Genomic DNA, 25,592 nt, shown 5'->3' on the forward strand with positions numbered 1-25,592 from the left:
CTCACCATATTATTTTCTTGGTCTAGCAATTAGTTTAATGGGCGTGCCTTCAAAGCCAAATGCATCCCGAATCCGATTTTCTAAAAAGCGTTCATACGAAAAATGCATCAGTTCTGGATCATTGACAAACACAACAAATGTCGGCGGCTTGACTGCTACTTGGGTGACATAATAAATTTTTAAGCGCTGACCGTTATGGGTCGGCGTCGGATTCATCGCTACGGCATCTATAATGACTTCGTTTAAGACATTTGTTTGCACGCGCATTGCGTGATTTTCACTAACCGTTTGCACAAGCGGCAACAGTTTATGCAGACGCTGCTTCGTTTTTGCTGATACAAACAAAATCGGAGCATAATCAAGGAATTGGAAATGATCACGAATTTTTCGTTCAAATTCTATGAGCGTTTTATCATCCTTTTCCAGAGCATCCCATTTATTGACGACAATGACAACTCCCCGTCCTGCTTCATGAGCATAGCCGGCAATTTTTTTATCTTGCTCGATGATTCCTTCTTCTGCATTTAATACGACAAGAACGACATCGGATCGTTCAATCGCTTTGAGCGCACGCAAAATACTATATTTTTCAGTGCTTTCGTAAATTTTGCCCCTTTTTCTCATACCGGCTGTATCAATAATGACGTATTCTTGTCCCTCACGCGTAAATGTTGTATCGACAGCATCACGCGTTGTGCCGGCCATATCGCTTACAATGACGCGCTCTTCCCCTAAAATAGCATTTACTAACGACGATTTCCCGACATTAGGACGGCCAATTAAGCAAAACTTAATGACATCATCCTCATAATCGGATTCTGCTTGCTTAGGAAAATGCTGAGCCACGGCATCCAATAAATCTCCAAGTCCTGTGCCATGCGATCCCGAAATTGGATACGGTTCACCAAATCCAAGAGCATAAAAGTCATAAATCAGATCCCGCATATCCGGGTTGTCGATTTTATTGACAGCCAGCACAACCGGCTTATTGGAGCGATGCAGCATTTTGGCTACCTCTTCATCTGCTGCCGTTACCCCATCGCGACCATTCGTCATAAAGATAATCACATCCGCCTCATCAATTGCAATTTCTGCCTGCTGGCGAATCTGTACTAATAAAGGTTCGTCACCAATATCAATTCCACCTGTATCAATCACATAAAATTTATAATTTAACCATTCAGCACTGCTGTATATCCGATCTCGAGTGACTCCCGGCACATCTTCAACAATCGAAATGCGTTCGCCAGCAATTCGATTAAAAATGGTCGATTTTCCCACATTTGGACGACCAACAATCGCTACTACTGGATTGGCCATTATATCATCCTTTCCTTCATTCTGATTACGGCGACTCAAAAACACAGCTGTTTTATTTTATCAAAAACGATCACACTCAACAATAGAAAGAGCGCTATAATAACGGTTTATTTCGCTTCATCTGTTTGTGGACCATATCAGCATAAACAGAAATATTTTCCAATGCTGACCATAAGGCCAGACACACACATGAAAGTGATAGTTCATCCAAAAAGGCAAGCGAACCAATCGCATAAGGAAACGAATACGTCTTGATTACGAATGCATACATCATTTCTCCTTGGCAACTTCCAGCAATGATACATAACAATCTTTCTTGAAAATGATGATGCAACATGAGGCAGACAAATGTTAACATGATCGCGACCATCCACGTTTTGTCAATCAGCATCCAGACAGGATCAATCAAAATAAGCAGATGGCAGGCAGCATACACAAATGAAACCATCATCATCGATAGCAACATATAAACAAGCTTCCAGCCACTTTTTTTAGTGATAAAATAATAGGCAATCACAAGAGCGAATAAAAAAGATAAAGTGATAGAAAAAACGCCAATGGTTATATGATAAATAGAAAGCATAATGGAAATAAGCACAGCGGCGGCTAGCATAGTGCGCGCTTTTGTTTTTTTCATTAAAAATGTAGCAAAAATCCAGCATGCCCACGAGCACCAATAAAAATAGAATCCTTCCACATGAATCCTCCCTTCTCTTTCCATTATTTCATGTTTTCTAAAAACCTAACCCCTGTCATCACCTGTATAAACTCGAATCAAAAAAAAGAACCATCGAAAATCATTGGCAACCGCTGGAAAATCAAATTACATTTTTTCACATAGCAAACGTGATGTGTCAACAGTTGCTCCAAAACAAGTGGATGATGCGGTAGAGCATCCAAACATGCCGCTTTTAGAGCGCGCAAAAAGTCCATTAAATCTCTATGGCTCGGTCTTTTGTCGCATATTTGCATGGAAGAGTCCCCCCTCTTTTCCTCACATCGGCATCTTTCCGTCTAAAGTCCGGTTCATTCCATTAGCCAATCGTCTGTAAGTGGTCACCGCGAACAAATCGGATCATGCTCTTTTTTTCACTTTGCTTCTTCAAGCCTGATATCGTTGCATACAAGAAATCAAAACGTGTGAAACTATTCTTGAAGTTTAAGGAGAAAGGGGAGTGTTCTAATGGGAAAGGACCGTCAGGAAAAAAAGCTCAAGCGCTCTGGACGCGTTGAATCTGATCGCGACCAAGCGCTTGAAAATAAGGGGGCGACTCGTCTCGACACACCGGACGAAGCGCAGGAACAAAATCAACATTAACCTCGTCCAATGATCGTTTATGGATACTAAAAATAAAAGCTGACTTTACGAGAAAAGTCAGCTTTTATTTCTTTCGATCTTTTCTATCGCAAACTGTCGTAAGCCTCTCCCGCCTGCACTTCGTTAAGGGGGGAGACTTCTAGGCGCTTGTCAGACAAAAAACATAGCCTAGCAAGGTTCGGAACGCAAGATAAAAGCGATTGCCAGCAGGTGAAAATCCGCTTTTTATCGGCGGCTGTATACTTTCGTATCGAATCCTCTTTCATTGAGCCAATGATGTGTTTGCCCATAAATCACAAGCGGAACATGCCGAAGCTCTTCAATGGTTCGAGTGCCTAAAGCCGTCATCAACAGGCGAAAATCTTTGTGCCATTCATGAATAAGCTCCAGTAACGACTCTGTCCCCTGTTCCATCCATACTTTCAAAAATAGCTGTGCAACTCCCACCGCTTGTGCGCCAAGAGCGATCGCTTTTACCGCATCAAAGGCGCTGCGCACTCCCCCGCTTCCAATCACCGACAGAGAGGTGGCGCTTTGTGACACTTCTACAATGGACGCAGCGGTTGAAATTCCCCAATCGTTAAAATAGGATAAGCTGGTCGGGCGCCGATTGTTTTCAATACGAGCAAAATTCGTGCCGCCAAAGCCGCCGACATCGACAATCGTAACACCGATCTCCTCCAGCTTTTGTGCCGTTTCCTTGCTCATGCCAAAGCCAACTTCCTTGACAATAATCGGCACACCGACAGCATGGACCATGCGCTCAATCCGGCGCAAAGCTCCGATAAAGTTGCGGTCACCTTCAGGCATGACCAACTCTTGCACAGAATTTAAGTGAATCTGCAGGCCATTTGCTTCGATCATTTCGACCGCTTGCTTCGCTTCGTCTACAGTCGCTTCACTGCCAATATTCGCAAAAACAACACCTGTTGGATTGACTCGACGAACAATTTCGAAGGACTGCCGCTCTTTTGCATCCTTGACCGCTGCCATCTGGGAACCGACAGCCATGGCAATTCCGCATTCCTTTGCAATTTCAGCTAATCCTTTGTTAATTTCCAGAGTCGGCTGTCCCCCTCCTCCTGTCATCGCATTGACAAAAAGAGGCGAACTTAATGAAAGTTCACCTAAAGTCGTGCTCAAATTCACATCATTTGTACCTATATCAGGCAGGCTTTGATGAACAAATACAATGTCATCGAATCCTGCTTCTCTTTTTTGTTCAAGATTTAGCGCATGCACAATGTGCTCTAGCTTCCGTCTGCCTCTTTCCACTAGCATTCACCGTTATTTCAGTTTCTTAAGCTGGTCACCAACCACTTCCCCAAGTTGGAAGCCTGTTGATTCTGCCTGTTTTGTATATTGGCTGTAATCTTCTTCATTCACTGGCTCTTCCATTAACTCGCGCATGCTTAATGAAATGCGATGCTCCGCTTCGTTGACTTCAAGCACTTTTACTTGAGCCTCATCGCCTTCTTGTAATACCTCGTGCGGAGTGCCAATATGCTTATTAGAAATTTGTGAAATATGCACAAGGCCTTCAACGCCTGGGAAAATTTCAACAAACGCTCCAAAAGGCACAAGACGTTTTACTTTTCCTGTTACTACATCGCCAGGTGCTAGTTTTTGTGAAATATTTTCCCATGGGCCCGGCAGCGCCTCCTTAACAGACAGCGAAATGCGGCCGCTTTCTTCGTTCACTGACAGCACCTTCACTTTTAACGTATCTCCTTCTTGAACAACATCAGACGGATGAGCGACACGTGCGTGAGACAGCTGCGAAATATGTACAAGTCCATCAAAGCCGCCGATGTCAACAAATACGCCAAAATCAGTAATACGGCGAACGATGCCTTCAATCACTTGCCCTTCTTGAAGCTTCTGGAATGCTTGCTTCCGCTGTTCTTCTTGTTGTTGTTCAATCACCGCGCGATGAGATAAAATCACGCGATTTTTAGCGCGATCCAACTCTACAACCTTCACTTTCAACGTGCGCCCTTTATAATCAGAAAAGTCTTCCACAAAATAAGTTTCAACAAACGATGCCGGGATGAACCCTCTTACGCCGACATCCGCAACAAGACCGCCCTTTACAATATCCTTTACCACCACATCAAACGGCTCGCCGCTTGTAAATCGCTTTTCTAGCTCCTCCCAGGCGCGGTCCGCATCGACTGCCTTTTTAGATAAAATTAATAATCCTTCGTCTTCATTTTCTCCTTCTTCCACTTTTTTCACTTTTGCAACGATCTCATCCCCAACGGATACCGCATCGCTTGTTTTTTCAATATGAAGGCTGGATAGCTCGCTAATCGGAATGATGCCGCTTTGCTTGCTGCCTGCAATATCCACAAGCACTTGTTTTTCTTCAAGCTTGGCGACTTTGCCGTGAACGAGATCACCCACCTTATATACATTTACCTCTACATTCATATCCTCTACCATTAAAAACCCTCCTTCGTCGACTACCCATAGCTACTGTAAAGCATGACCAAAGGAAACAAATGTGCTTATTTTCCCATGAGGTCTACTTTTCTCATTATTATACCATATTTTTTCAAAAAGCATGTATTGGAATGCTCAACGATGTTCATCTAAAAGTGCTTGAATATGATTCATAATGTAATCCGTTGCTTCCTCAGGAGACGCCTTGCGTTCTCTCAGCTCATCCATTGGAATTGGCGAACCGTATACAACCTTCAGTCTTTTCAATGGCCGATATGGCCCGATAATCGCGCAAGGCACTACTTGGGCATCCGTTCTTAAAGCAAAAAAGCCGACACCAGACAGCCCCTTTTTTAATTTGCCGTCCCTGCTTCTTGTCCCCTCCGGAAAAATTCCGAGCACATTTCCTTGCTTTAGCACATCCAAGCCCGTTCGTAGTGCTTGCCGGTCGCTCATTCCCCGCTTGACCGGAAAAGCGTGCAATGACGGAAGCAAGCTTTTTAAAATCGGTACACGAAATAGCTCTTCCTTCGCCATAAAATGAATAGGCCTTGGAGCTGTAATGCCGACAATTGGAGGATCTAAATTGCTAATATGGTTAGAACAAAGAAGTACGCCGCCTTCCTTCGGAAAATGTTCGGTGCCGATGATTTCGACACGATAAAGGGGCTTTAAAATCCCCGATACCACTCCTTTCGCAAACGAATAAAAATTCAAGGCGATCAAATCCTTTCCTCTATGATTTTCATAATCTCGTTCACGACATCATTGATAGATAAAGAAGTTGTGTCAATTTCAACGGCATCTTCCGCTTTTTTCAGCGGCGCAACCTCCCGTTCGGAGTCTATCTTATCCCGGCGGGCGATTTCCTCCTTCAGCTTCTCCAAATCGGAGGCAAATCCTCGAGCCAAGTTTTCCTCATGCCGACGCTTGGCTCGCTCCTCTACCGATGCCTTTAAAAAGATTTTGACTTCTGCCAGGGGCAATACATGCGTTCCGATGTCGCGCCCATCCATGACCACGCCGCCCCGTTCGCCTAATGCCCGCTGCCGTGCCACCATTTCCTCACGAATAAGCGGATGCTTCGCCACTAATGAAACAGAATTGGTGACTTCTTCACTCCGAATAACATCTGTTATATTTTGTCCGTTAACAAGCACAAGCTGACCGCGTTCAGAAGGCTTCAATTCAATATATGTATCGCGTAATACCTGCAAAAGCGCTTGTTGATCATGTAGATCAACTCCCTTTTGCAACGCAAGATACGTAAGAGCACGGTACATCGCTCCTGTATCAATGTAAACATAAGCAAGTTTTTCTGCCACAATTTTTGCAACCGTGCTTTTTCCGGCAGCGGCTGGTCCGTCAATGGCAATTGATATTCGCTTCATATACCCTCCTAATGATCGTTCAAACAGATTTTTCAAAGAAAAAAGCAGGACATCTCCTGCATACTTCGATGATATTTTATCACATGACTCAAGGATGGTCGACGGTTGTTTCAATTGTTTTCGTTTTTTCCTGTTTGCTAACTCCTTCATATTCGTAGACTTTGGTCACATACGGAGCCAAAGGCGTATACAATAGCAAGCATTGTGCTAACAGTAAAAAGAGCAGCTGCACTATCACAATTTTAAGCAAAATGCGTTCCATTCGTTTCATCTGACAACCGCCTCTTTCGTTTTTTTGTCATTATCATCCTTTCACATTTTTCTTTCTTTTATTCTGGTAGTCCTTCTGCTTTTTTCCTTATAGCTAGTTGTCTTTCAAAGCTGTAGCGTATCAGTAGAACGCGATCTTGAGAAGAGATGGTCAAAAACTGCAATGATGCCTTCTGAACATAGCTCCCTTCCACCTGAAACACTCGAACAATTTTGGCTGGCACTTTCATATAATGATATTCTCCCGATTTCATAGGCAGGACAAACCAAGCCTCCACTATCATCCCTGAAAAAATATGGATTCCTCTTTCCGGCAAAACAATGGCCGCTCCTCCTGCACTGATATCCGTGGTCATGGTGGCAAAGGGAGAAAATTCTCCTTGAAGCGGATGAATCGCAACATCTACTGTAGCTTCCACACGCACATATTGCCTGCGCTGCACACGGATCAGGCGCTGTTCATCTGGATAAGAAAGCATAATCATCGGAATCGGGTCGCGCACTTTTCCCCTTACTTCTGTATCGAATAAATAAAGACTTCCATCTTTACCGACGAAGCTTGCTTTAAATTGCATTCCATTCATTAAAAATACAGTTTTCCCCGTTTTTTGATTAACAGGATAGTCGATATAAATAAAATCCGGGAAAACCTCTGCCACTTTGCATTTATATTCATGCACTTCTTTGTCGTTCCTTGATTCGAGAATGAGCACATCCCCAATTTTTATCATATGTTCTCCCTCACATTCCTTATCACCTTTCATTTTTATTTAAACAAAAAGGAAAAGCTCTTGACAAGCTTTTCCTTTAATCATACGTTCGTTCAACGCTTTGCATTTTGGTCACTTTTTCCTCAACGCCGTTTTGGGCATTGATGAAAATTTGATACGTATCATCGCCTAATGTGCCTAAAAACTCGTAACAAAGCACTTCTTGATTCAAGTCATTTGTAATCACAGACTGTCTCTCTTCCATCACTTTAACACTTGGATTTAGCTTCGCTCTTGCTTGTTCAAGCGAAATCGCTGGTTTTGGAAAGCGATGAAGGCTAGGGGAGGATAGGTAATCGCGAGCCGAGAAACCGACCACCGTTCCATCATCTAACGCAATTTTCATTTGGATCGCTTCCGGATATATGCGAATACCATGATCATTCGTAACAAAGGTCAATACGGCTACGTTGTCGTATTGAGTACTGTCATATAATTCAACATTGGTAAAATGATGCTTCTTTAAAAAATCCATGCCTTTCATCGTTGCTTCATTCAAACTGATCGCTTGTTTGTGAATGGCGCGGTTATCAATGGCCCAAATCGGGTAGCCGCCTCTTTCTGTCACATCCATATACGTTTCTGTTTTTGTTTTTGGATCATAAATCGTGAGACTGTAGAAGCGATCTTCCGCTCCTTTTCCACTGTGAACAACCTTGATCTTTTCGTTTCCTTTTAATCCCAAAAAGGATTTAGCAATCTTCTTCGCTTCATCTGCCGTAATTCGCTTTCCTTTCGCTCTAACAAATCCCCGTTCTTGAACGGCAGCGCTGGTAAATGTCGGAGACAGATTCGCTGTTTCGGCAAACGATTCGACATTGCTTTCCACCGTTTTAAATCCATCAATAATCGTGTTATCGCTCGGGCGCTGGTTTGTTGCTAGCGCCAGCTCTACATCCATCCAACGCAAATTATTTTTGATGACTAAATGCTGAACATTGCGCAGCTCATTTTGAATATCAGACGCTTGTTTATAAAGAGTTTGCAACGTTTGATATTCTTGCTTGGTAAGCGGCTCTTTTGTTAAATCGCGAATCGCCGCACGATAACTAAATGTACCGATCTGCGCAAGAAATTGTTGCGTTTTATTAAAGGGAAGAAGCGATAGTGGAAGCTGTCCAACGTCGGAATGCGCTTCCGAGGCAATCCGCCACACTTCTGCCAGCGCTGGAGAGAGCGACGTTTTAGAATTCATCGCTAATGTTGTGCCGATTTGATCGTGCAGCAGATCTATTTTGTAAGCTAAATCATGAAATGAACGCTGATAATTGTTTTCGGCATGCACCAAAATCGCGTTTTTTTCCTGATGCTCACGATAGCCCCAGTAAGCTGTTCCAATAATCCCTAGTGATAAAAAGCCAATAAGCAAAGTCCGCAACATATAAAACCACCTGCCTTTTTATTTACAAAAAATATGCTTACCGATTTTTTTAATTTGAGGTCGACTCCATATCCATCCGTTTGTTGCTGTATCCGGATTAAAATAGTAGATCGCTCCACTGCTTGGATCCCAGCCGTTAATAGCATCCAGCACCGCTTTTTTAGCTGTCTCATTTGGCGTCAGCCAAATTTGCCCGTCGGTAACCGCTGTAAAGGCTCCCGGTTGGAAAATGACCCCAGCTACACTGTTAGGGAAAGATGGATGCTCCAATCTGTTTAAAATAACCGCTGCTACCGCTACTTGACCGACATATGGTTCACCGCGCGCTTCTCCGTATACAGCGTTAGCCATTAATTGAATATCATTTTGCGAAAAACCTTTTGGCACGTTCGTTGCTGTTGCAGATCCGCCGCTGCTTGCTGTTCCTTGCTGCTTGACCTGCTGGCTTAACGGTATTCCTCCATAATGTGTAAAGGAATTTCCTTTGCGAATTTGTTCTTTAACAAAGGATTCGTAGTACTTTGACACTTTTACAAGTTTTTGCTTCGTACTTGCACCGACTAGTCCGTCAATCGGTAACCCATATTCACTCTGGAAATTGCGGACAGCCCAGTATGTACTCCAGCCAAATACTCCGTCAATTTTGCTCTTATAAAAGCCAATATATTGCAGACGCGCTTGCAGCTCAATGACATCATCTCCCACAGCTCCGCGCTGAATGACCTGATCAGAAAACGCATGTGCCTCTTTCATCGGCCATTCATATGTCGATAAACAAATAACGAGCAAGCATATAATGATTCGCCAGCGCATTGTATACATACCCCCTTTAATCGATCTGGCTCTATCCGTATTTTTCACCTAAACTTCCTTTTTATGCACATAAAGCAATAACGTGGTTTATTTATAAAACACATGTTAATCAATCAGGGAGTTTGAATAAACGGAAGAACCTATTCGATTCTTGGTCGAAAAGGATCTGTAAACAGCTAAGTTTCATCTATGAAGAACGAGAGGGTTGAACTTATGATTCAAAAACAAAATCCCACTTTTTCGGCGGTCGGAGATTACATCTCATATCTTTCCTAAAAATATTTCCACTCATAACGAGGAACGCTTCCCCCACATAACAGAACATGATGTTCATCCTTCTAAATGAAAAATTTACCATGCAATAGACCTAAAAGAATACATTGACAGCTCAAAACAAAAAGGCCAAGCTTTAGGCTTGGCCTTTTACAGAAGGAATGACCGCTTCTGCATACATTCCTTTCGCTTGTTTGACTTTTCTCAGTGCCATCCACCACATCGCAAGCATAAAAGGAACCATGTAATAGCCCCATTTTTCTTGTGTGAATAAAATAAAATCGTATGTGCCATGCAAAAGAAAGGGCAGCAAAAAGGAAAGGGCTAAGTGCAAATATCTTTTTCCTTGAAATTTCGCTTTTCCTAAGTAAAATCCCATCATTACGGCAAACAATGCGTGGCTGGATACAGGGAGCAACGCTCTAGTAACAGCAAACTCTACACCGTTAGCAAGCAAATATAAAATATTTTCAAGCGTCGCAAAGCCGAGCGACACACTGGCGCTGTAAACAATCCCATCATATGGTTCATCAAACTCTTCATGGTCAAAAATAAAAAAATAGACGATAAACCATTTTACAAATTCTTCAAGTAATCCGGAAGATAAAAACGCTTGTATCCACTTTTCAGACGCAATTCCTTCTAGCCGCAAAACATGCTGAATAAACATAATCGGAAAAACGAGAATGGCGCCAAATAAAAAAGTTCGCAATACAAGAGAAAGCGGCTCAGTCTCATATTCATCTTTTAAATAAAAATAGCTGAGCAGCGCCACACCCGGGGCGATGCCGGCAGAAATAATTGCAAACATAACAAATCCTCGTTTCCATCTATTTATTTATAATGGTAACATAAGATAATCATGATTGGGAACCATATTTCGTTTGATCGCCCGGAACAAGCGAACCTCTAATTTGGGTCAAAAAGGAGCGAACAAAATGAGGAAACCAGCAAAAAAGAAAACATTTACTGTTGCTGAAAACGAAACAATTGAACAGTGCTTAGAACGGATGAATCAGGAAGGATATAAGCCCGTCCGCCGAATCGAAGAGCCGATTTTTTGCGAGGTAAAAAAAGATGGACATACGATTGTGGAGCCGTGCGGCAGGCGTATCGTATTTGAAGGCGTATGGAAAGAATAGAGCCGGTGCTCTGTCAGCCAACCGCTCGCTCATGCGCTTCTTCGTTTCATACATCGCATTTTTATTGGTAAGGGTTGCATCGTGAGCGCCCTATATATCGTTTTGGCATCATGCAAATGAAACGAACCATCTTGCAAAATGAAAGCGTCGGAGGCAGGGCCGTCCATAGACTTGCCTCCGACGCACGAACATGAGGTTTCCTTCTTATCAACGGGAATCCAAGAGGAAAAGCGCTCGATGTTCACCCTAAAATCCGTGAATCGTCATCCCTCCGTCAACAAATAACGTTTGTCCCGTTACATAATTTCCTGCATCAGAGGCCAAAAATACAGCCGGTCCAACCAGCTCTGGCAATTGCCCAATTCGCTTCAGCGGAGTCACAGCTAAAATATCATTTACGTACTCTTGATTTTGAAGCAGCTTTTCCGTTAATGGAGTTTGAAAGTACCATGGACCAATTGCATTGACTTGAATGCCAAACTTTCCCCACTCGAACGCTAATACTTTTGTCATTTGAATAAGCGCCGCTTTACTGGCAGCATAAGCGACGCCTGTCCGAAGAGCCACATGACCGGCCACAGAGGCAATATTAATAAATTTGCCGCCCGTTCCCTGCTTTTTCATCACCGCACCAACCTCTTGAGACATCATGAATGCTGATTTCAAATTCGTATTCATAATGGTTTCCCATTCAGCATCAGTGACTTCTAAAGCAGCCGTTCGGATATTCATTCCCGCGTTATTAACTAAAATATCAACTTTTCCGGCTTGCTTTATTACCTCCGCTACCGCATTTTTAACAGCTTCTCGATCCGTTATATCCGTTGGAATGATATATGCTCGTCGATCCAGCTGCTCAATGCTTCTAGCTGTTTCTTCAAGCTGCTCTACTGTGCGCGATAAAATCGCTACATTCGCACCAGCTTCAGCAAAACCGATCGCAATCGCTTTTCCAATTCCCCTTCCCGCACCAGTGACAATGGCAATTTTCCCATCTAAACGAAATGAAGGCAAAAACATCGATATTCCTCCTTAATTTTTCTTCATTTTTGACATTTTGAACACTCCCTCATCTACGCTTTACCTTAGAGGTGAGAGGTGCTTATTTAATATGTTAAAACTGTTTTAAGAGATTTCAAACTGTCAGCTACTCCGACTATTTAGAGCTTTTTTATCCTTTGACGTTCTTATGTCTAGTAAAAAAGCTCTTTAGCAATGTATAGAAAAAAACCTGAAAAGCTTGCTCAACGCTTTTCAGGTTTTTGCTTGTCATTCCTCAACCGTAGTTTTTCTTCTAAATTTGCTTAACACTTCATAGACGATCGGCACGATAATCAGAGTCAACAATGTCGAGCTGGTCAAACCGCCAATGACAGTTAGGCCAAGCCCTCGCGAAATCATGCCTCCATCTCCTTCATACCCTAATGCGAGAGGGAGCAATGCCCCAACGGTCGCCAGCGCCGTCATTAAAATCGGCCGGAGACGCGTTGCTCCCGCTTCAATGAGCGCATCTCTTGTAGAGAGCCCTTCACGCTCTTTATGAATGACGCGGTCAATTAACACAATCGCATTCGTTACAACAATTCCAATGAGCATGAGTGCGCCGATCAAAGCCGAAACGCTCAACGTTTCTCCTCCAAGCCATAGCGCCACAAATCCGCCGATAACGGTAAATGGAAGCGAGAAAAGAATAGCAAAAGGCGCCAGCCCTTGACTGAACGTAACCACTAGCACAAAGTAGACCACAGCAATAGCTGCAAGCATGGCCAATCCTAATTGTGAAAACGACTCATTGATTTGTTCAGTCACTCCGCCTGTTTCAATGTTGACACCAGGCGGCAATTTTAAATCATCGATTTTCTTTTGAATGCTTTCGTTGACTTGGCTAACGTCATTCGTCGTAATTTCCCCGCTGACTGAAACGGTAAATTTCCCTCCGCGTCTCGTAATGGTATTGGATGTCTCGCCTTCTTTGACCGTCGCTATCTCTCCAATTTGCACATTCATGCCAAGAGGGGACTGGATCGTTTTCTTTTTCATCTCATCAATTGAAGCAAAAGTCTCTTCTTCTCCTTCAATATAAACTTTAATATCTTGGCCGTCTTTTTGAATGGTCGTTAGAACAGGACGTTCATGCTGTTGGCTTAATGCCATCGCAATTTGTCCAGCCGTCAAACCGAGTTTACTCATCTTTTCTTGATCAACAACCAATGTGTACTCATCATATGTTTTCGATAAACTTGATTCCACATTTTTTAGATTGGATTCATCTTCCAAGATGTTTTGTACCTTTTGAGCGACAGGCTCAATCTCTTCCATTGAGTCGCCAAATACATACAATGTATACTCATCGCTTGACGCCATCATATCAATGGTACCCCAATCGCCTTTTTCGTGCGTTAATTTACTTAAATCTTTGACTACCTTCTCCTTTTCTTGTTCAAAATTCGGCGTGTCATCTTCATACATAATAAAGAAAATCGCTTGATTTCGATTTCCGGGATTCATCGGATTTTCGCTGCCGACAGACAATTGAACAGTTTTCACATGATCGCGATCAACCAGTAAATCTTCTGCCTGCAACGCGACATCTTTCACTTCTTCAAGCGTTTGTCCTGGATCTGGATTATACGTAACAATCATTTGTTTTTCCTGTTCACTCGGTAAAAAGCTTACGCCAATGACAGGAATTAAAAATAAACTGGAGACAAGAAGCAAAATCGCAATCAATGATGTGATCCATTTATGATTTAAACACCAATTTAAGATTTTTTTATAGTAAGTAGCCAAAAATCCCGCTTCTTTTTCTTTCTCTTTTTGTTTCGCTCCTTTTCTAAATAAGACGTGAGCCAATGCCGGCACAATTGTAATCGCTACTAAAAGAGACGCTAAAAGCGAGAACACAATCGTAAGAGCAAATGGCATAAATAGCTGTCCAACCATGCCTTCGACAAATGCAAGCGGCAAGAAAACCGCAATGGTGACGATGGTTGAGGACATAATCGGAATAAACATTTCTTTCGTCGCTGCAATAATCAGCTCTTTTCCTTTTAATTGCTCTCCTTTTAATGTCATCCGTCTATAAATATTTTCAATAACGACAATCGAATCGTCGATAACACGGCCGATCGCCATAGTCATCGCTCCTAGTGTCATCATATTCAACGTGATGTCCATTTCATGTAAAACGATCAAGGCAATTAAGATGGAAAGCGGAATGGACACCACAGAAATCAATGTAGAGCGAATGTTGCGCAAAAATAGCAAAATGACCGCAACGGCAAAAATCGAACCGAATAACGCTTTATTTAGCATCGTTGCGACAGATTTTTCAATCGGTTCGGCTTGATCTAGCGTGGAAACGATGCCAAGTCCTTTATATTCATCTTTAAGCTCATCCAGTTTTTCTTTTACTTCATTTACGACTTCAACGGTATTCGCATCAGTAGCTTTTACAATTTGCAATCCGATAGCTTCTTTTCCGTTTGTTCTTGATATCGATTCAGCTTTGCCGACGATTTCAATATCAGCAATTTCCCCCAACTCGACTGTTGGTAATTCCATATTTTTCTGCGAGAGTGCTTGATTTGGCGCTGCGCCATTAGCTCCAGACAAACCGTTTGGCATCTGATTCATTTGCGCCCCTCCGGCTTGCTGTCCTTGTGACGCCCCTGTGACAGGGATTTTCAGCTTTTTCAAATCCTCAATGGTCGTAATATTTCCATCAACGACCACAGACTTTTCCGTGTCTTTAAATGTATAAAGACCTAATGGCGCACGAAGATCTGCACCTTGAATATAATTTTTAATGGTTTCTTCATTAAGCCCAAGCTCTTTTAATTTGTCCTGATGAAAAACAATCCGTCCTTCTTCCACTTGTTGGCCAGAAGTGACAATGCTTTCTACTCCATCTATTCCTTTCAATTCTGGAACAATGATTTTTTCCACCAGTTCTGTTAATTCAGGAAGTGTTTTTCCTTCATCAAAAAAACTGACTGTATAAACAGGAAAAGCATTAATACTAAATCTTGCAATTTTAGGCTCTCCGACTCCGTCAGGAAGCTCCACTTGTTTGAGTGCCTTTTCAACTTCCTCTTCCGCTCGCTCCATATCTTTTTCAAATTTATATTCGATTTGAATGGAAGAAGCATTTTCAAACGAATTAGAGCTGACGATTTCCACGCCATTCAAATTACGAACAGCTTCTTCAATCGGAACCGTCACTTTTTCTTGTACTTCCTCAGGTGTTGCGCCTGGATACGTAGTCGTAACACTTATAATGGGAGTATTTATGTCTGGAATCGTTTCCAGTTTCATATTAAACCCAGAAAATAGGCCAGCAAATATCGCAATAACAGTTAAAATCCAAATGGCCAGTTTATTACGGAGCGAAAATTTAATCATGTTCTCCACCACGTTCCATTCCTTTCATGCAGATTTGACAATTTTGATTTTTTTATCCATACTGATAGAGAGTTGACTACATAGTCATTATAATTGACCGGTTAACTACAAGTCAACGAAATGAATGGCATTTTTCCGACAATCAATAAGGGGTGTTTCTGTGAAAGAAAAAGAACGCTTAATTATTGAAGCTGCAATGAAATTATTTGCCCGCAAAGGTGTATCTTCCACCTCCATCCAAGATATTACCAATGCATGCGGCATTCCGAAAGGCTCCTTTTATTTTTATTTCAAATCAAAAGACGAGTTGTTAATTAAATTATTGGAACAGTTTTTTAATCATTTAAAGGAAAAAACAAAGCAAATCGAGACCGTTTATGATGATCCCAAAAAACGTTTTATGAAACAACTGTCGGTTCAATTGAAAGAAATTTTGGAGCATAAAGAGATATTTATCACGCAGATGCATGAAAATTTAAAAGAACATAATCAAAAAATTGAAGCGCTGTTACAAGATATAAGAAGTGATTTTTTTCATTTTTTTACAACCAACCTAAAAAAAATTTATGGACGAGCCATTGACAAATATATAGTGGATGCCAACATTATCATTCAAGGAATCTTTTTTTCATTCATTCAATTTCTCGTTTTGGAAAATGGAGTGAGAGTGGATGAAGAAAAGTTAGCAAAATACATTTTACAAACAACTGATGATTTAATAAAAGGAATGCTGGCAAAACAAGAAGATCCCATTATTCCCGCTGATACCCTAAACAAAATATTGGATCATCCTCAACCGCCGGATCATCCGTTAGATATTTTAAAAAAGATAAAAGACATAAGCCGTCCAATCCTTCATGATGAACAATTGACGATTTCGATTGAAGTTTTAGAAGCGGAAATCATGGCTGAACAACCAAGAATACCCGTTATTAAGGGAATGCTGGCCAATCTCTATGAATATCCAGAGCTGCGCTATTTCGTCAATCAGATGGCTGATTATTTCCAAATCAAATAAGCATCTAAAGGAGCGATTCCTTTAGGTGCTTTTTATTTCTGGCGCGATCCTTGTCCTACCCCATCATCTGTCTAGCACTTTCCTACAAGGTACCCAGAGACGGGGGACTCGTGGCGTTAGTTGGACATTACATGCCAATCATTCGATCCTTCAACATTTGCTCCCAGTGAACAACACCATCACAGACTACTTTATTGGTTTAGAGCTGGTCTTCCCATCGTGTTTTACACATCTCCTCCATTATCTTACGCAATAACAAGAACCATAAGTGAAGCGATTGGGTCTTGCACCACGAATTCCCGATGAATATGATAAAATAAAAATAGAATCGAACGGAAAGGATACTGAAAGCACGATGGAAAATCAAAAACACTGGTCCATCCTTATTACTGAAGGAGAAGTTGAACCATGGTATTTTCTCGATGGCTGGGAGAAGCAAATTAAAGAACAAAAGCAATTCACCAATTCAAAAGAAGCGATGGCACAATACAAAGCGCTCGTTGAAGCGCATCGCCAACGATTTGATCACTATCAAATCAAAGGATCATCCATCGCCTGTTTTTGGAACGATGGCGAGGAAGTGTACTGCGAAGCGTGTGACGAGTTTTTGCAAGTGTATCATGGTATTTTGCTCTTTTATCAAGATCGTCTGTTTGAACCTAGCCACATGGATTAACAAAATCCATCTTTTCGAAAATGTAAAAAGACACGCTGTCTCTCTTGCCTAATAGGAATGACAGTAAAAAACGCTGGGGCATGCTCCAGCGTTTTTTACAAATTCCGGCCATTGTTTAGATCGATTCGGATGGAAAAAACATTTCTCTTCAATTATGATTAAATTTTTCCACTGTAAGCTGAAAGTGTTATTCGCGAAAATAATCTTGCTCCAATACTTTTACGTTCTCCAAACTTTTTAGGGCCCATTCGCTGCCGTCTGCGAGCAGTTCTTCTTTCATAGCATCGACCGCTTGCTTTAATGATTCGTGATAGTCGAGCACTTCTCCCTCGTATAAACGTACCATTGGCTTCGGCATATTCGCTTGTTCATTGAAAGCAAGCGCACGCCGCTCATGAAAGAGAGGGACATCAGCCTGCTTCGGCCGATGCAGATCTCCTTGCATCGGATGCTTTAACACGCTTTTGACACACACTAAATAATGCTGTGGGCGTATATCGGTAATTTCTCCAATATATTTTCCTGTCTTGTAAATACCGATCACTAGGTCTCCTCTTTTTAATGACTCGCTCATCATTTTCCGCTCCCTTCCCAAGGCAAAGCCGCCATTCTTTACTGTTCAAAAATATTCGCTATGTCGCAATCCGCTGCTAAAGCAACCGCCAGTTTCATTCGCGCTTTTTTTGAATCGTAATCGCTCCCTAATATCACGCCTTTTTTATATAAATCATACGCGCTGCCTAAATAATCATAGGTCGTATATACCGCTCCTTCTTCTGCGCTGGTTGTGATGACAACTTTAATGCCTTGCTTAATGGCTCTCTCGATCTCTTCAGCCATTTTCGGCGCGACTTGTCCACGGCCAACCCCCTCAAGCACTATTCCAGCAACGCCGCTTTCCCTTGCTGCTTTAATAAACTTCCCGTCCGCTTCCAAATAGCATTTAATAATATCCACTTCCGGGATCTCGCGCACAAGCTTATAATGCTCCCTTTTCACCGGCTTTTGATATACATACACTTCATCGTTATCAATAATTCCCAAATAACCAAATCCAAAAGCATTAAAGCCTTGGATATTCGATGCATGCTCTTTTTTTACATATTTGGCTGGAAAAATGCGCTCATTAAAAACAACAACCGTTCCTGCTCCCCTTAACTCGTTGGCGCATGCGGCGTATATGGCATGCCGAATATTAATATAGACATCGCTCCCTAAATCAACTGGAGATCGTTGAGAGCCAGTCACCACAACTGTGCGCTCATCAACAATCGTCAAATCCAAAAAATAGGCTGTTTCTTCAAGCGTATCCGTGCCATGCGTGACCACGACCCCATCGACTGAACGATCTTGGAAATAATATTCAATCCGTTCCTTCAAATGCACCAAATTCGAAAACGTCATATGCATGCTTGGCAGTTGAAAAACACTCTCAACAACGACTTCAATATCTTTGGGCAAATGACACATCGAAGCAAGCTCCTCGCCGGTTAGCACTCCGGCAGATAAACGTCCTGATGCAGCATTCAGTTTGCTAGCAATCGTACCGCCGGTTGTAATAAGAACCACTTTTCGTTTTTTCACGTTTAGATCACCTATACCCCTTTTAGTCTCCCGTTTACAGCTCTAAGCGAACCTCAGCCGCTTTTTCGCGTGCAACGATGCAAGCGGCAATTTGCTCACCATGAAACCGACCGTTTTCAATGAAAATTTCATTGGCATTGTTTCCCGCAGCAATCACTCCGGCAATAAAAATACCAGCCACATTCGTTTCCATCGTATCCAGATCATAAAGCGGCCGACCTGTTTCTGCATCAATGCCCACACCCATGCTTTTTAAAAATTCATGATCGGGGCGATAACCGGTCATCGCAAATACAAAATCATTTTTTATCTTCTTCCATTCCCCGTCCACTTCATAAATGACGGCGTCTTCTGTAATTTCCTTTACATGGGCATTAAATTCCATTTTAATTGTGCCATGGCGCACAAGCGCATCAAATTCCGGCAAAATCCAAGGCTTAATGCTTGACGAATAAGCGCTGCCACGATACAGTACCGTTACTCGAGCACCTGCCTTTACTAGCTCCAGAGCTGCATCAACACTTGAATTCTTTCCGCCAATCACCACACAGTCTGTATTATAATATGGATGTCCTTCCTTAAAATAATGCATCACTTTAGGCAATTCTTCTCCAGGAACATTCATATAATTAGGATTGTCATAATATCCTGTCGCAATAATGACGTAATCGGCTTCGTATTGATCTTTTGTGGTCCTGACAGCAAACTTTCCATTTTCCTGTTTGACAACCTGTTCCACCTTTTCAAACGCATGAACGCGAATTTGCTTGCGCGTCACAACTTCGCGATAGTAAGCGAGCGCTTGGTTACGCTTTGGCTTGCGATTTTCCGTAATAAATGGCACCCCACCAATTTCCAGGCGGTCGCTAGTGCTAAAAAACGTTTGATGTGTCGGATAATGATAAATGGCATTGACGATATTCCCTTTTTCTATCACTAACGGCATATAGCCCGCATCCTGCATGGCAATAGCAGCAGCAAGTCCGCATGGCCCTCCACCGACAATAATGATTTTTTCTTGCTTCATTTCTTTCCCTCCTTGAGGCAATAAAAAATCCCCTACCTAAAAAATGATAGGGGATTTTTGTATAGATTTCAATTAAATCCATCCGCGGAAACGGCAAGCTTCGGCCATTTTTCTAACGCCAACCATATAAGCGGCCAAGCGCATATCCACTCGGCGTGTCTGAGCGGTTTCATACACGTTGTTGAATGCTTTTATCATCACTTTTTCAAGTTTTTCTTCAACTTCTTCCTCTGTCCAATAGTACCCTTGATTGTTTTGCACCCATTCAAAATAAGAAACGGTTACACCGCCGGCGCTTGCCAATACATCTGGAACGATGAGAACGCCACGCTGTGTTAAAATTTCTGTCGCTTCCAGCGTTGTTGGACCGTTAGCCGCTTCAACAACAATTTTCGCTTTGATGTTGTGGGCATTTTCTTCAGTAATTTGGTTTTCAATTGCTGCTGGAACTAAGATATCGCACTCTAGCTCTAAAAGCTCTTTATTGGTTATTGTATTTTTAAATAGCTTCGTGACAGTTCCAAAGCTATCTCGACGGTCAAGCAAGTAATCAATATCCAAGCCGTTCGGATCGTAAAGCGCGCCATATGCATCGGAAATACCGATCACTTTTGCGCCGGCATCATGCATAAACTTCGCTAAAAAGCTGCCTGCATTTCCGAATCCTTGCACAACAACACGCGCGCCTTCCAGTTGAATGCCGCGCTTTTTCGCAGCTTCGCGAATGCAAATCGTGACCCCTTTCGCTGTGGCTGTTTCACGACCGTGTGAACCACCCAACACAAGCGGTTTTCCTGTAATGAATCCAGGAGAATTAAACTCGTCAATACGGCTATACTCATCCATCATCCATGCCATAATTTGCGAGTTCGTAAAGACATCTGGAGCCGGAATGTCTTTTGTCGGCCCGACGATTTGGCTGATTGCGCGGACATATCCGCGGCTTAGCCGCTCTAGCTCACGGAACGACATATTGCGCGGATCGCAAACAATCCCGCCTTTTCCGCCGCCATACGGTAAATCAACAATCCCGCATTTTAAGCTCATCCAAATCGATAACGCTTTCACTTCACGTTCTGTAACGTTCGGATGAAAGCGGATACCCCCTTTTGTTGGTCCAACCGCATCGTTATGTTGGGCACGGTAGCCGGTAAAAATTTTTACAGTACCGTCATCCATGCGCACAGGAATTTTCACTGTCAGCATGCGAATCGGCTCTTTTAATAGCTCATATACCTCTTCAGGATAACCGAGCTTTTCCAACGCTCTATGTATGACGATTTGCGTTGCTTTTAACACGTCGTGTTTTTCTTCTTGCTTTTCTTCGCTGGTATGCTTGTCGGCTACCATACGTAAACCTCCCATACAAATCACTTGATAATGATATTGTCCACCTTTCATGTCATAGTATACACCTTCCTCTTGTTTATGCAAAGTAAAAAAATCAATTTTTTATTTGTTTTTCTTGATTTGCAACCGCTTACATTCTTTACTATATCAACAACTGTATTTTTCAGCCTCGTTCTATACATCCATTGTATAATGTTTTCTGAAAAAATAAAAATCAGACTCCTTTGCTCAGGAGTCTGAATCAAAAAAGCGATTAAGCCGGAAAATATCGAACAAGTTGTTCAATGGCACGATGGTCCATTATTTTTTTTCCATATTCTGCAACACGATGAATCGTGATCGTCGATGAGCTGCCAAACTCCGCTAATATAGCGATAAAATCATCGGCAGCAACAGGCGGCTCTTCTGAGACGTGCAAATAAAAGCGTTGATTATACGAATACAGCGTGCCGTCCACGCAGCCAATAGCATAAAGACGATGAGCCAACTGGATGACATCTTCAAACGTTTGGAACTCATAAAATATATCCTCGCTCTCATCGAGCGTCACTTGCATTTCAATATAATCATCAGCAAACTCTTCGTCAAAATCATGCTCTTGGTCTTCGCTCGTTACGATCACAACCATTCCCTGTGCCGGTAAAGAGTATACTTCCACCGCAATGGAGCCATTTACTTCAAAACCAAGTTCTTCGTTGGCCTCCTCAATCATGTCGCGAAACAATTGCTGCACTTTAAACGTGTCTTTCCATAAATCATCTTTCGTTAAGCCGCGATCCATTAAATCATCAAAGGTGAGGAAAATTTTTATTTTGTTGTGGGTTAAGCGTTCAAGGCGCATCAACACCCCTCCTTACCTACACAGCCATCTTCTTATGTTCATTGTATGAAAGAAACTGTAAATGGTTCTATTGTTATTATTGAGTTTACATCGTTTTTATCTATTTAGACAAGCATAATATGTGCAAATATGTAGTTTTTTCTTACTTCCTCATTTATGAAGCAACAAAGCAGCTTAAGAAACGTTCATAAAATTGAATTTGCGGATTTTTTATGCAATCTCCAGCCAAACATCACGATCTGTTCAACGATATTCCTTTGCAAACCAGACAGAGTTACGATCAAAGCTTGTCCTGTTGCCGAGCAAAGAAGCTCCCATACCCGTGGCGCTAGTGTGACATTACATGAAACGATGACCATAAGTGAATCCATTTGATTCTGCATCACAAGTGCTCTAAAATAAATCTCCCCCACCTGCACTCCGTCAAGAGGGGGAGACTTTTCGGTGAACGATGTAAAAATGTTCAGGTGCAGCTATCCTGCAAACACTTCCTATTCGCCAATAAGAAAACGTCATCGATTCCATAAAATCCTATTTCTATCTTTCCTAATAATCACTATTTTCGTCATGAACATATATTGACGTATATTATAGATAAAAGCAGAAAAATCTAGGCTCTTGGAGCATCTTCAGCTTTGCACTCAATCGTAATTAGATTCGCTTCAGCAGGCGCTCCAAAACGCAAGGGAATGCGCCTTGTCCCATATCCGTTGCTTATGAACAGAACCGTTTGTTTGATTTGTTTCAGCCCCCCTTTTTCCTTAATTCCAAAACGTCCCAAACGAATTTGTCCCCCGTGAGTATGCCCGCTGAGTACAAGCGCAATGCGGTGAGCGGGACGAATTTTCCTTTTTATTTCTGGATTATGGCAAGCAATAATGCGGAATGCTTCTTCTTCCACGCCAAACAATGCAGAATCAAGGCGTGCCTTCCTCTTGCTAACATCATCAATCCCAATCAATGCTACTTTTTCTCCTTCTTTGGACCGAAGCGTAACTGCTCGGTTATCTAGAACATGGATGCCTTCCTGCCGCAAAAGCGCGTCCAGTCTTTCATAATCCGCTTCATAATCATTATTTCCCCAAACAAAATACGTCGGCGCAATTTGCTTTAAACGCCGTATATTTTCTTTTGTGCGTGCCAATGGCACCCCTTTTTCTGTCAAATCTCCGCCAATAACAACGATATCTGCCTTCTCCTGCGCTTGCTCAATGATTTTTTTAGACACGCGGCGGCGATGAATATCGGAAATAAAAAAGATGGTCAACGCCCGAAAGCTTTTCGGAAAATCGGAAAATGCTACATGTACGTTCACAATCCGATTTCGGTGCGCTTCCCACCACATATATGCGACCAAGCCTATACAAAAAAACAGAACGAGCATCATCATAAATTCTTCTCCTACAAAAGCTTTTTATACCGATGACCAGATGAAAAATCTACCGCTATCATACCATAAACAACAGAAAAAATGAAAAATAAAAGCGATAAGCGTTTATTAAGATGAAACAACCAATAAAAGCTGCCCACTACCGTATAACTCGCTAGCCATTCATGCCAATTGACGATTTTCCTAATGAAAAGCTGAACCGCCCCTTCCACCATTGTTCGGATGGCCATGGCATTGGCAAGAAAGCCAATAAAAAAGCAAGCCATTGCCAAAAATGAGTGCAGCGGGCGAAATGTAAAATCAGCCAAAAAATTGACCCAAGTAAACGGAGTCACATCTGGCATCCAGGAAATCATCAAATAGCCACATACGTAGCCAACCGCCACATAAAAAAGCTGCTGCCGCATCTCATCCCTCCCTATTCTTTACATGTATTCATGAAAAAAGAAACGTATGCATAAACATAGACTGAAGCTTGATTGTAAAGGAGGCGCATGCATGTTCACTACGCGAAAGCAATACTATCCATATATCAGCCCATTTGACCCTTGCCCGCCGATCCGTGTCAAAACATATGTGACGGCACCGAATTTGTACCTCGGCTTCCAACCGCCAAACTTGCCGCAATTTTCTCCTCATGAAGCATTACAAAAAGGAACGCTTTGGAAGGTATTTTACGATCCCTATTACAGCCCATACGAAATGGCAAACAAGGGTGATTACAAATGAAGCAGCTACCAAAAGAATATTATGAGTTGCTTGAACAATTGCAGGCTGTTGATTTTGTGCTTGTTGAATTAACTCTCTACCTTGACACTCATCCAAATGATTATCAAGCCATTCAGCAATTTAACCAATTCGCTCAAAAAAGAAAACAATTAAAAAAACAATATGAAGAAACCTATGGTCCTCTCCAGCAATTCGGCAATAGTTATTCGAGCTACCCTTGGAATTGGGACGATACTCCATGGCCATGGCAAGTGTAAATGACGAGATCAAGGGGGAAGCAACATGTGGATTTATGAAAAAAAGTTACAGTATCCCGTGCGTGTCAGCACATGTAATCCCAAATTAGCGAAATATCTAATTGAGCAATATGGCGGAGCTGATGGCGAGCTTGCGGCCGCTCTTCGCTACTTAAATCAACGATACTCTATTCCTGATAAGGTGATTGGATTATTGACTGATATCGGCACAGAGGAGTTTGCCCATTTAGAAATGATCGCCACCATGGTCTACAAATTAACCAAGGATGCAACCCTTGAACAGTTAAAAGAAGCCGGCTTAGATGCCCACTACGTCAATCACGATCGCGCTCTTTTTTATAACAACGCCGCAGGGGTACCATGGACAGCCGCCTATATTCAAGCAAAAGGCGATCCAATCGCTGATTTATACGAGGATATCGCGGCCGAAGAAAAAGCAAGGGCGACCTATCAATGGATTATTAATATGAGCGACGACCCTGATTTAAATGATGGTTTGCGTTTTTTACGCGAGCGAGAAATCGTTCATGCTCAGCGATTCCGTGAAGCGGTTGAAATTTTAAAAGAAGAGCGTGACCGAAAAAAGATTTTTTAATAACGGCAGAACGTACAAAATCCGTTTGCTTTTCGAAGGACTGAGAATAGCTGAATGATCGCCTCATTCAGCTATTTTCATAAAATAAGTTAATATCATATTTCGCTTTCATCATTTCAAACCATTTATGCCGTTCCTTCCACTCCTCCTCATTTTTCCATAATTCAGCACTTTTTTGAATAATTTCACAGCGCAGCAAATGAAATTCCTCTTCTGCTTTCTCACATTTGTTCTTGTAAAATGATATAGCCCAATACAACGTAAACAAAAGCAATAAAGCATATAAATGCTCTACTTTTCCGAAAAACTGTGTCATCACATTAGCAACCGTACCGCCCAAAGGCGCGATCTCCCATATAATATATATAAAAAACAATATAAATCCGATACTTGTCACGATTTGTAGCATTTTCACTTTTTGTTTGAATTTCTCCCATTTTTCTTTTTTTTCAATCACTCCGAGCAGCATTTGCTTTGTTACTTCGTCCTTTAGTCCCGAAAGCCATTCATCCACGGCAACCGTTCCCCTTTAACTAAATGGTTACTTCCATCTTATGTACAAGCACAATAAAATAGAACAAAAAAAGAGACGATATTC

Annotated in this window: 28 protein-coding genes; 7 read left to right on the forward strand and 21 right to left on the reverse strand. The window is 42.1% G+C overall.

Annotation, left to right across the window (positions count from 1 at the left end; genetic code table 11):
- Positions 1-9 precede the first annotated feature (9 nt).
- Together der and GRQ40_RS11875 are read right to left on the reverse strand one after the other, a co-directional pair.
- Entirely contained in the window at positions 10-1,320 is a 1,311-nt protein-coding gene (gene der / locus GRQ40_RS11870; protein ID WP_159720067.1) for a ribosome biogenesis GTPase Der, read from the reverse strand.
- Between the two features lie 94 nt (positions 1,321-1,414).
- Complete coding sequence (locus GRQ40_RS11875; RefSeq protein ID WP_159720068.1) at positions 1,415-2,017, reverse strand: YphA family membrane protein; 603 nt, start codon at positions 2,015-2,017, stop codon at positions 1,415-1,417.
- Between the two features lie 486 nt (positions 2,018-2,503).
- Between GRQ40_RS11875 and GRQ40_RS11880 the strand changes: the two genes are divergently transcribed.
- Positions 2,504-2,638: a YpzI family protein gene (locus tag GRQ40_RS11880; protein WP_080862395.1), complete on the forward strand. Its 135-nt coding sequence runs from the start codon at positions 2,504-2,506 to the stop codon at positions 2,636-2,638.
- Between the two features lie 225 nt (positions 2,639-2,863).
- Here the strand turns inward: GRQ40_RS11880 and fni are convergent, their stop codons facing one another.
- From fni to prsW, 9 genes are all read right to left on the reverse strand, one after another.
- The gene (gene fni / locus GRQ40_RS11885; protein WP_159720069.1) at positions 2,864-3,913 is read right to left on the reverse strand and encodes a type 2 isopentenyl-diphosphate Delta-isomerase; all 1,050 of its coding nucleotides are present in this window, start codon (positions 3,911-3,913) and stop codon (positions 2,864-2,866) included.
- A gap of 12 nt (positions 3,914-3,925) precedes the next feature.
- Positions 3,926-5,083, reverse strand: a complete 1,158-nt coding sequence (gene rpsA, locus GRQ40_RS11890; protein ID WP_159720070.1) for a 30S ribosomal protein S1 — start codon at positions 5,081-5,083, stop codon at positions 3,926-3,928.
- Positions 5,084-5,218: 135 nt separating this feature from the next.
- The gene (locus GRQ40_RS11895; protein ID WP_044742317.1) at positions 5,219-5,800 is read right to left on the reverse strand and encodes a lysophospholipid acyltransferase family protein; all 582 of its coding nucleotides are present in this window, start codon (positions 5,798-5,800) and stop codon (positions 5,219-5,221) included.
- A 5-nt stretch (positions 5,801-5,805) separates the two neighbouring features.
- Positions 5,806-6,474, reverse strand: coding sequence for a (d)CMP kinase (gene cmk, locus GRQ40_RS11900; protein WP_066145479.1), 669 nt, complete (start codon positions 6,472-6,474; stop codon positions 5,806-5,808).
- Positions 6,475-6,562: 88 nt separating this feature from the next.
- The gene (locus tag GRQ40_RS11905; RefSeq protein ID WP_080862393.1) at positions 6,563-6,745 is read right to left on the reverse strand and encodes a DUF5359 family protein; all 183 of its coding nucleotides are present in this window, start codon (positions 6,743-6,745) and stop codon (positions 6,563-6,565) included.
- A 58-nt stretch (positions 6,746-6,803) separates the two neighbouring features.
- Positions 6,804-7,475: a flagellar brake protein gene (locus GRQ40_RS11910; RefSeq protein WP_159720071.1), complete on the reverse strand. Its 672-nt coding sequence runs from the start codon at positions 7,473-7,475 to the stop codon at positions 6,804-6,806.
- A gap of 76 nt (positions 7,476-7,551) precedes the next feature.
- Entirely contained in the window at positions 7,552-8,895 is a 1,344-nt protein-coding gene (gene ypeB, locus GRQ40_RS11915; protein ID WP_044742234.1) for a germination protein YpeB, read from the reverse strand.
- An 18-nt stretch (positions 8,896-8,913) separates the two neighbouring features.
- On the reverse strand, positions 8,914-9,648 hold the full coding sequence (sleB, locus tag GRQ40_RS11920; RefSeq protein ID WP_231734580.1) for a spore cortex-lytic enzyme: 735 nt from the start codon (positions 9,646-9,648) through the stop codon (positions 8,914-8,916).
- Between the two features lie 469 nt (positions 9,649-10,117).
- A complete protein-coding gene (prsW, locus tag GRQ40_RS11925; protein WP_044742232.1) occupies positions 10,118-10,792 on the reverse strand; it encodes a glutamic-type intramembrane protease PrsW in 675 nt (224 codons plus the stop codon).
- Between the two features lie 127 nt (positions 10,793-10,919).
- On the opposite strand from prsW, the gene GRQ40_RS11930 reads away from it, so the two are divergent.
- A complete protein-coding gene (locus tag GRQ40_RS11930; protein ID WP_066145498.1) occupies positions 10,920-11,123 on the forward strand; it encodes an NETI motif-containing protein in 204 nt (67 codons plus the stop codon).
- Between the two features lie 246 nt (positions 11,124-11,369).
- Here GRQ40_RS11930 and GRQ40_RS11935 read toward each other — a convergent pair whose 3' ends face one another.
- Positions 11,370-12,143 (reverse strand): SDR family NAD(P)-dependent oxidoreductase, encoded by a 774-nt coding sequence (locus GRQ40_RS11935; protein ID WP_159720072.1) that lies wholly within the window; start codon positions 12,141-12,143, stop codon positions 11,370-11,372.
- Positions 12,144-12,392: 249 nt separating this feature from the next.
- Complete coding sequence (locus GRQ40_RS11940; protein WP_159720073.1) at positions 12,393-15,536, reverse strand: efflux RND transporter permease subunit; 3,144 nt, start codon at positions 15,534-15,536, stop codon at positions 12,393-12,395.
- Positions 15,537-15,687: 151 nt separating this feature from the next.
- Between GRQ40_RS11940 and GRQ40_RS11945 the strand changes: the two genes are divergently transcribed.
- Together GRQ40_RS11945 and GRQ40_RS11950 are read left to right on the forward strand one after the other, a co-directional pair.
- A complete protein-coding gene (locus GRQ40_RS11945; RefSeq protein ID WP_159720074.1) occupies positions 15,688-16,545 on the forward strand; it encodes a TetR/AcrR family transcriptional regulator in 858 nt (285 codons plus the stop codon).
- 355 nt (positions 16,546-16,900) lie between these two features.
- Positions 16,901-17,221 carry a DUF1033 family protein gene (locus tag GRQ40_RS11950; protein WP_139788126.1) on the forward strand — a complete coding sequence of 107 codons (321 nt, stop codon included), beginning with the start codon at positions 16,901-16,903 and terminating at the stop codon, positions 17,219-17,221.
- 187 nt (positions 17,222-17,408) lie between these two features.
- Here the strand turns inward: GRQ40_RS11950 and GRQ40_RS11955 are convergent, their stop codons facing one another.
- From GRQ40_RS11955 to GRQ40_RS11985, 7 genes are all read right to left on the reverse strand, one after another.
- Positions 17,409-17,795: a kinase-associated lipoprotein KapB gene (locus tag GRQ40_RS11955; protein ID WP_159720075.1), complete on the reverse strand. Its 387-nt coding sequence runs from the start codon at positions 17,793-17,795 to the stop codon at positions 17,409-17,411.
- 38 nt (positions 17,796-17,833) lie between these two features.
- Positions 17,834-18,805, reverse strand: a complete 972-nt coding sequence (locus GRQ40_RS11960; RefSeq protein WP_159720076.1) for an asparaginase — start codon at positions 18,803-18,805, stop codon at positions 17,834-17,836.
- Between the two features lie 34 nt (positions 18,806-18,839).
- Positions 18,840-19,832 carry a YpdA family putative bacillithiol disulfide reductase gene (locus tag GRQ40_RS11965; protein WP_159720077.1) on the reverse strand — a complete coding sequence of 331 codons (993 nt, stop codon included), beginning with the start codon at positions 19,830-19,832 and terminating at the stop codon, positions 18,840-18,842.
- A gap of 72 nt (positions 19,833-19,904) precedes the next feature.
- A complete protein-coding gene (locus GRQ40_RS11970) occupies positions 19,905-21,182 on the reverse strand; it encodes a Glu/Leu/Phe/Val family dehydrogenase (protein WP_044742226.1) in 1,278 nt (425 codons plus the stop codon).
- Between the two features lie 253 nt (positions 21,183-21,435).
- A complete protein-coding gene (locus GRQ40_RS11975; protein WP_066145521.1) occupies positions 21,436-22,023 on the reverse strand; it encodes a genetic competence negative regulator in 588 nt (195 codons plus the stop codon).
- Positions 22,024-22,633: 610 nt separating this feature from the next.
- Entirely contained in the window at positions 22,634-23,410 is a 777-nt protein-coding gene (locus GRQ40_RS11980) for a metallophosphoesterase (RefSeq protein ID WP_139788138.1), read from the reverse strand.
- Between the two features lie 14 nt (positions 23,411-23,424).
- The gene (locus GRQ40_RS11985) at positions 23,425-23,820 is read right to left on the reverse strand and encodes a hypothetical protein (RefSeq protein WP_066145527.1); all 396 of its coding nucleotides are present in this window, start codon (positions 23,818-23,820) and stop codon (positions 23,425-23,427) included.
- A gap of 91 nt (positions 23,821-23,911) precedes the next feature.
- On the opposite strand from GRQ40_RS11985, the gene GRQ40_RS11990 reads away from it, so the two are divergent.
- Genes GRQ40_RS11990 through GRQ40_RS12000 form a run of 3 tightly spaced genes read left to right on the forward strand, consistent with a single transcriptional unit; the run spans position 23,912 to position 24,994 of the window.
- Positions 23,912-24,142: a spore coat associated protein CotJA gene (locus GRQ40_RS11990; protein ID WP_044742222.1), complete on the forward strand. Its 231-nt coding sequence runs from the start codon at positions 23,912-23,914 to the stop codon at positions 24,140-24,142.
- Positions 24,139-24,399, forward strand: a complete 261-nt coding sequence (locus tag GRQ40_RS11995) for a spore coat protein CotJB (protein WP_044742221.1) — start codon at positions 24,139-24,141, stop codon at positions 24,397-24,399. The genes GRQ40_RS11990 and GRQ40_RS11995 overlap by 4 nt, the downstream gene beginning before the upstream one ends.
- A 25-nt stretch (positions 24,400-24,424) precedes the next feature.
- Positions 24,425-24,994 carry a manganese catalase family protein gene (locus GRQ40_RS12000; protein ID WP_066145530.1) on the forward strand — a complete coding sequence of 190 codons (570 nt, stop codon included), beginning with the start codon at positions 24,425-24,427 and terminating at the stop codon, positions 24,992-24,994.
- 67 nt (positions 24,995-25,061) lie between these two features.
- Here GRQ40_RS12000 and GRQ40_RS12005 read toward each other — a convergent pair whose 3' ends face one another.
- On the reverse strand, positions 25,062-25,463 hold the full coding sequence (locus tag GRQ40_RS12005; protein ID WP_066146504.1) for a DUF2663 family protein: 402 nt from the start codon (positions 25,461-25,463) through the stop codon (positions 25,062-25,064).
- Positions 25,464-25,592 lie beyond the last annotated feature (129 nt).

Origin of the sequence: Anoxybacillus sp. PDR2, from assembly GCF_009834045.1 — a bacterium.
GTDB classification, from domain to species: Bacteria; Bacillota; Bacilli; order Bacillales; family Anoxybacillaceae; genus Anoxybacteroides; species Anoxybacteroides rupiense.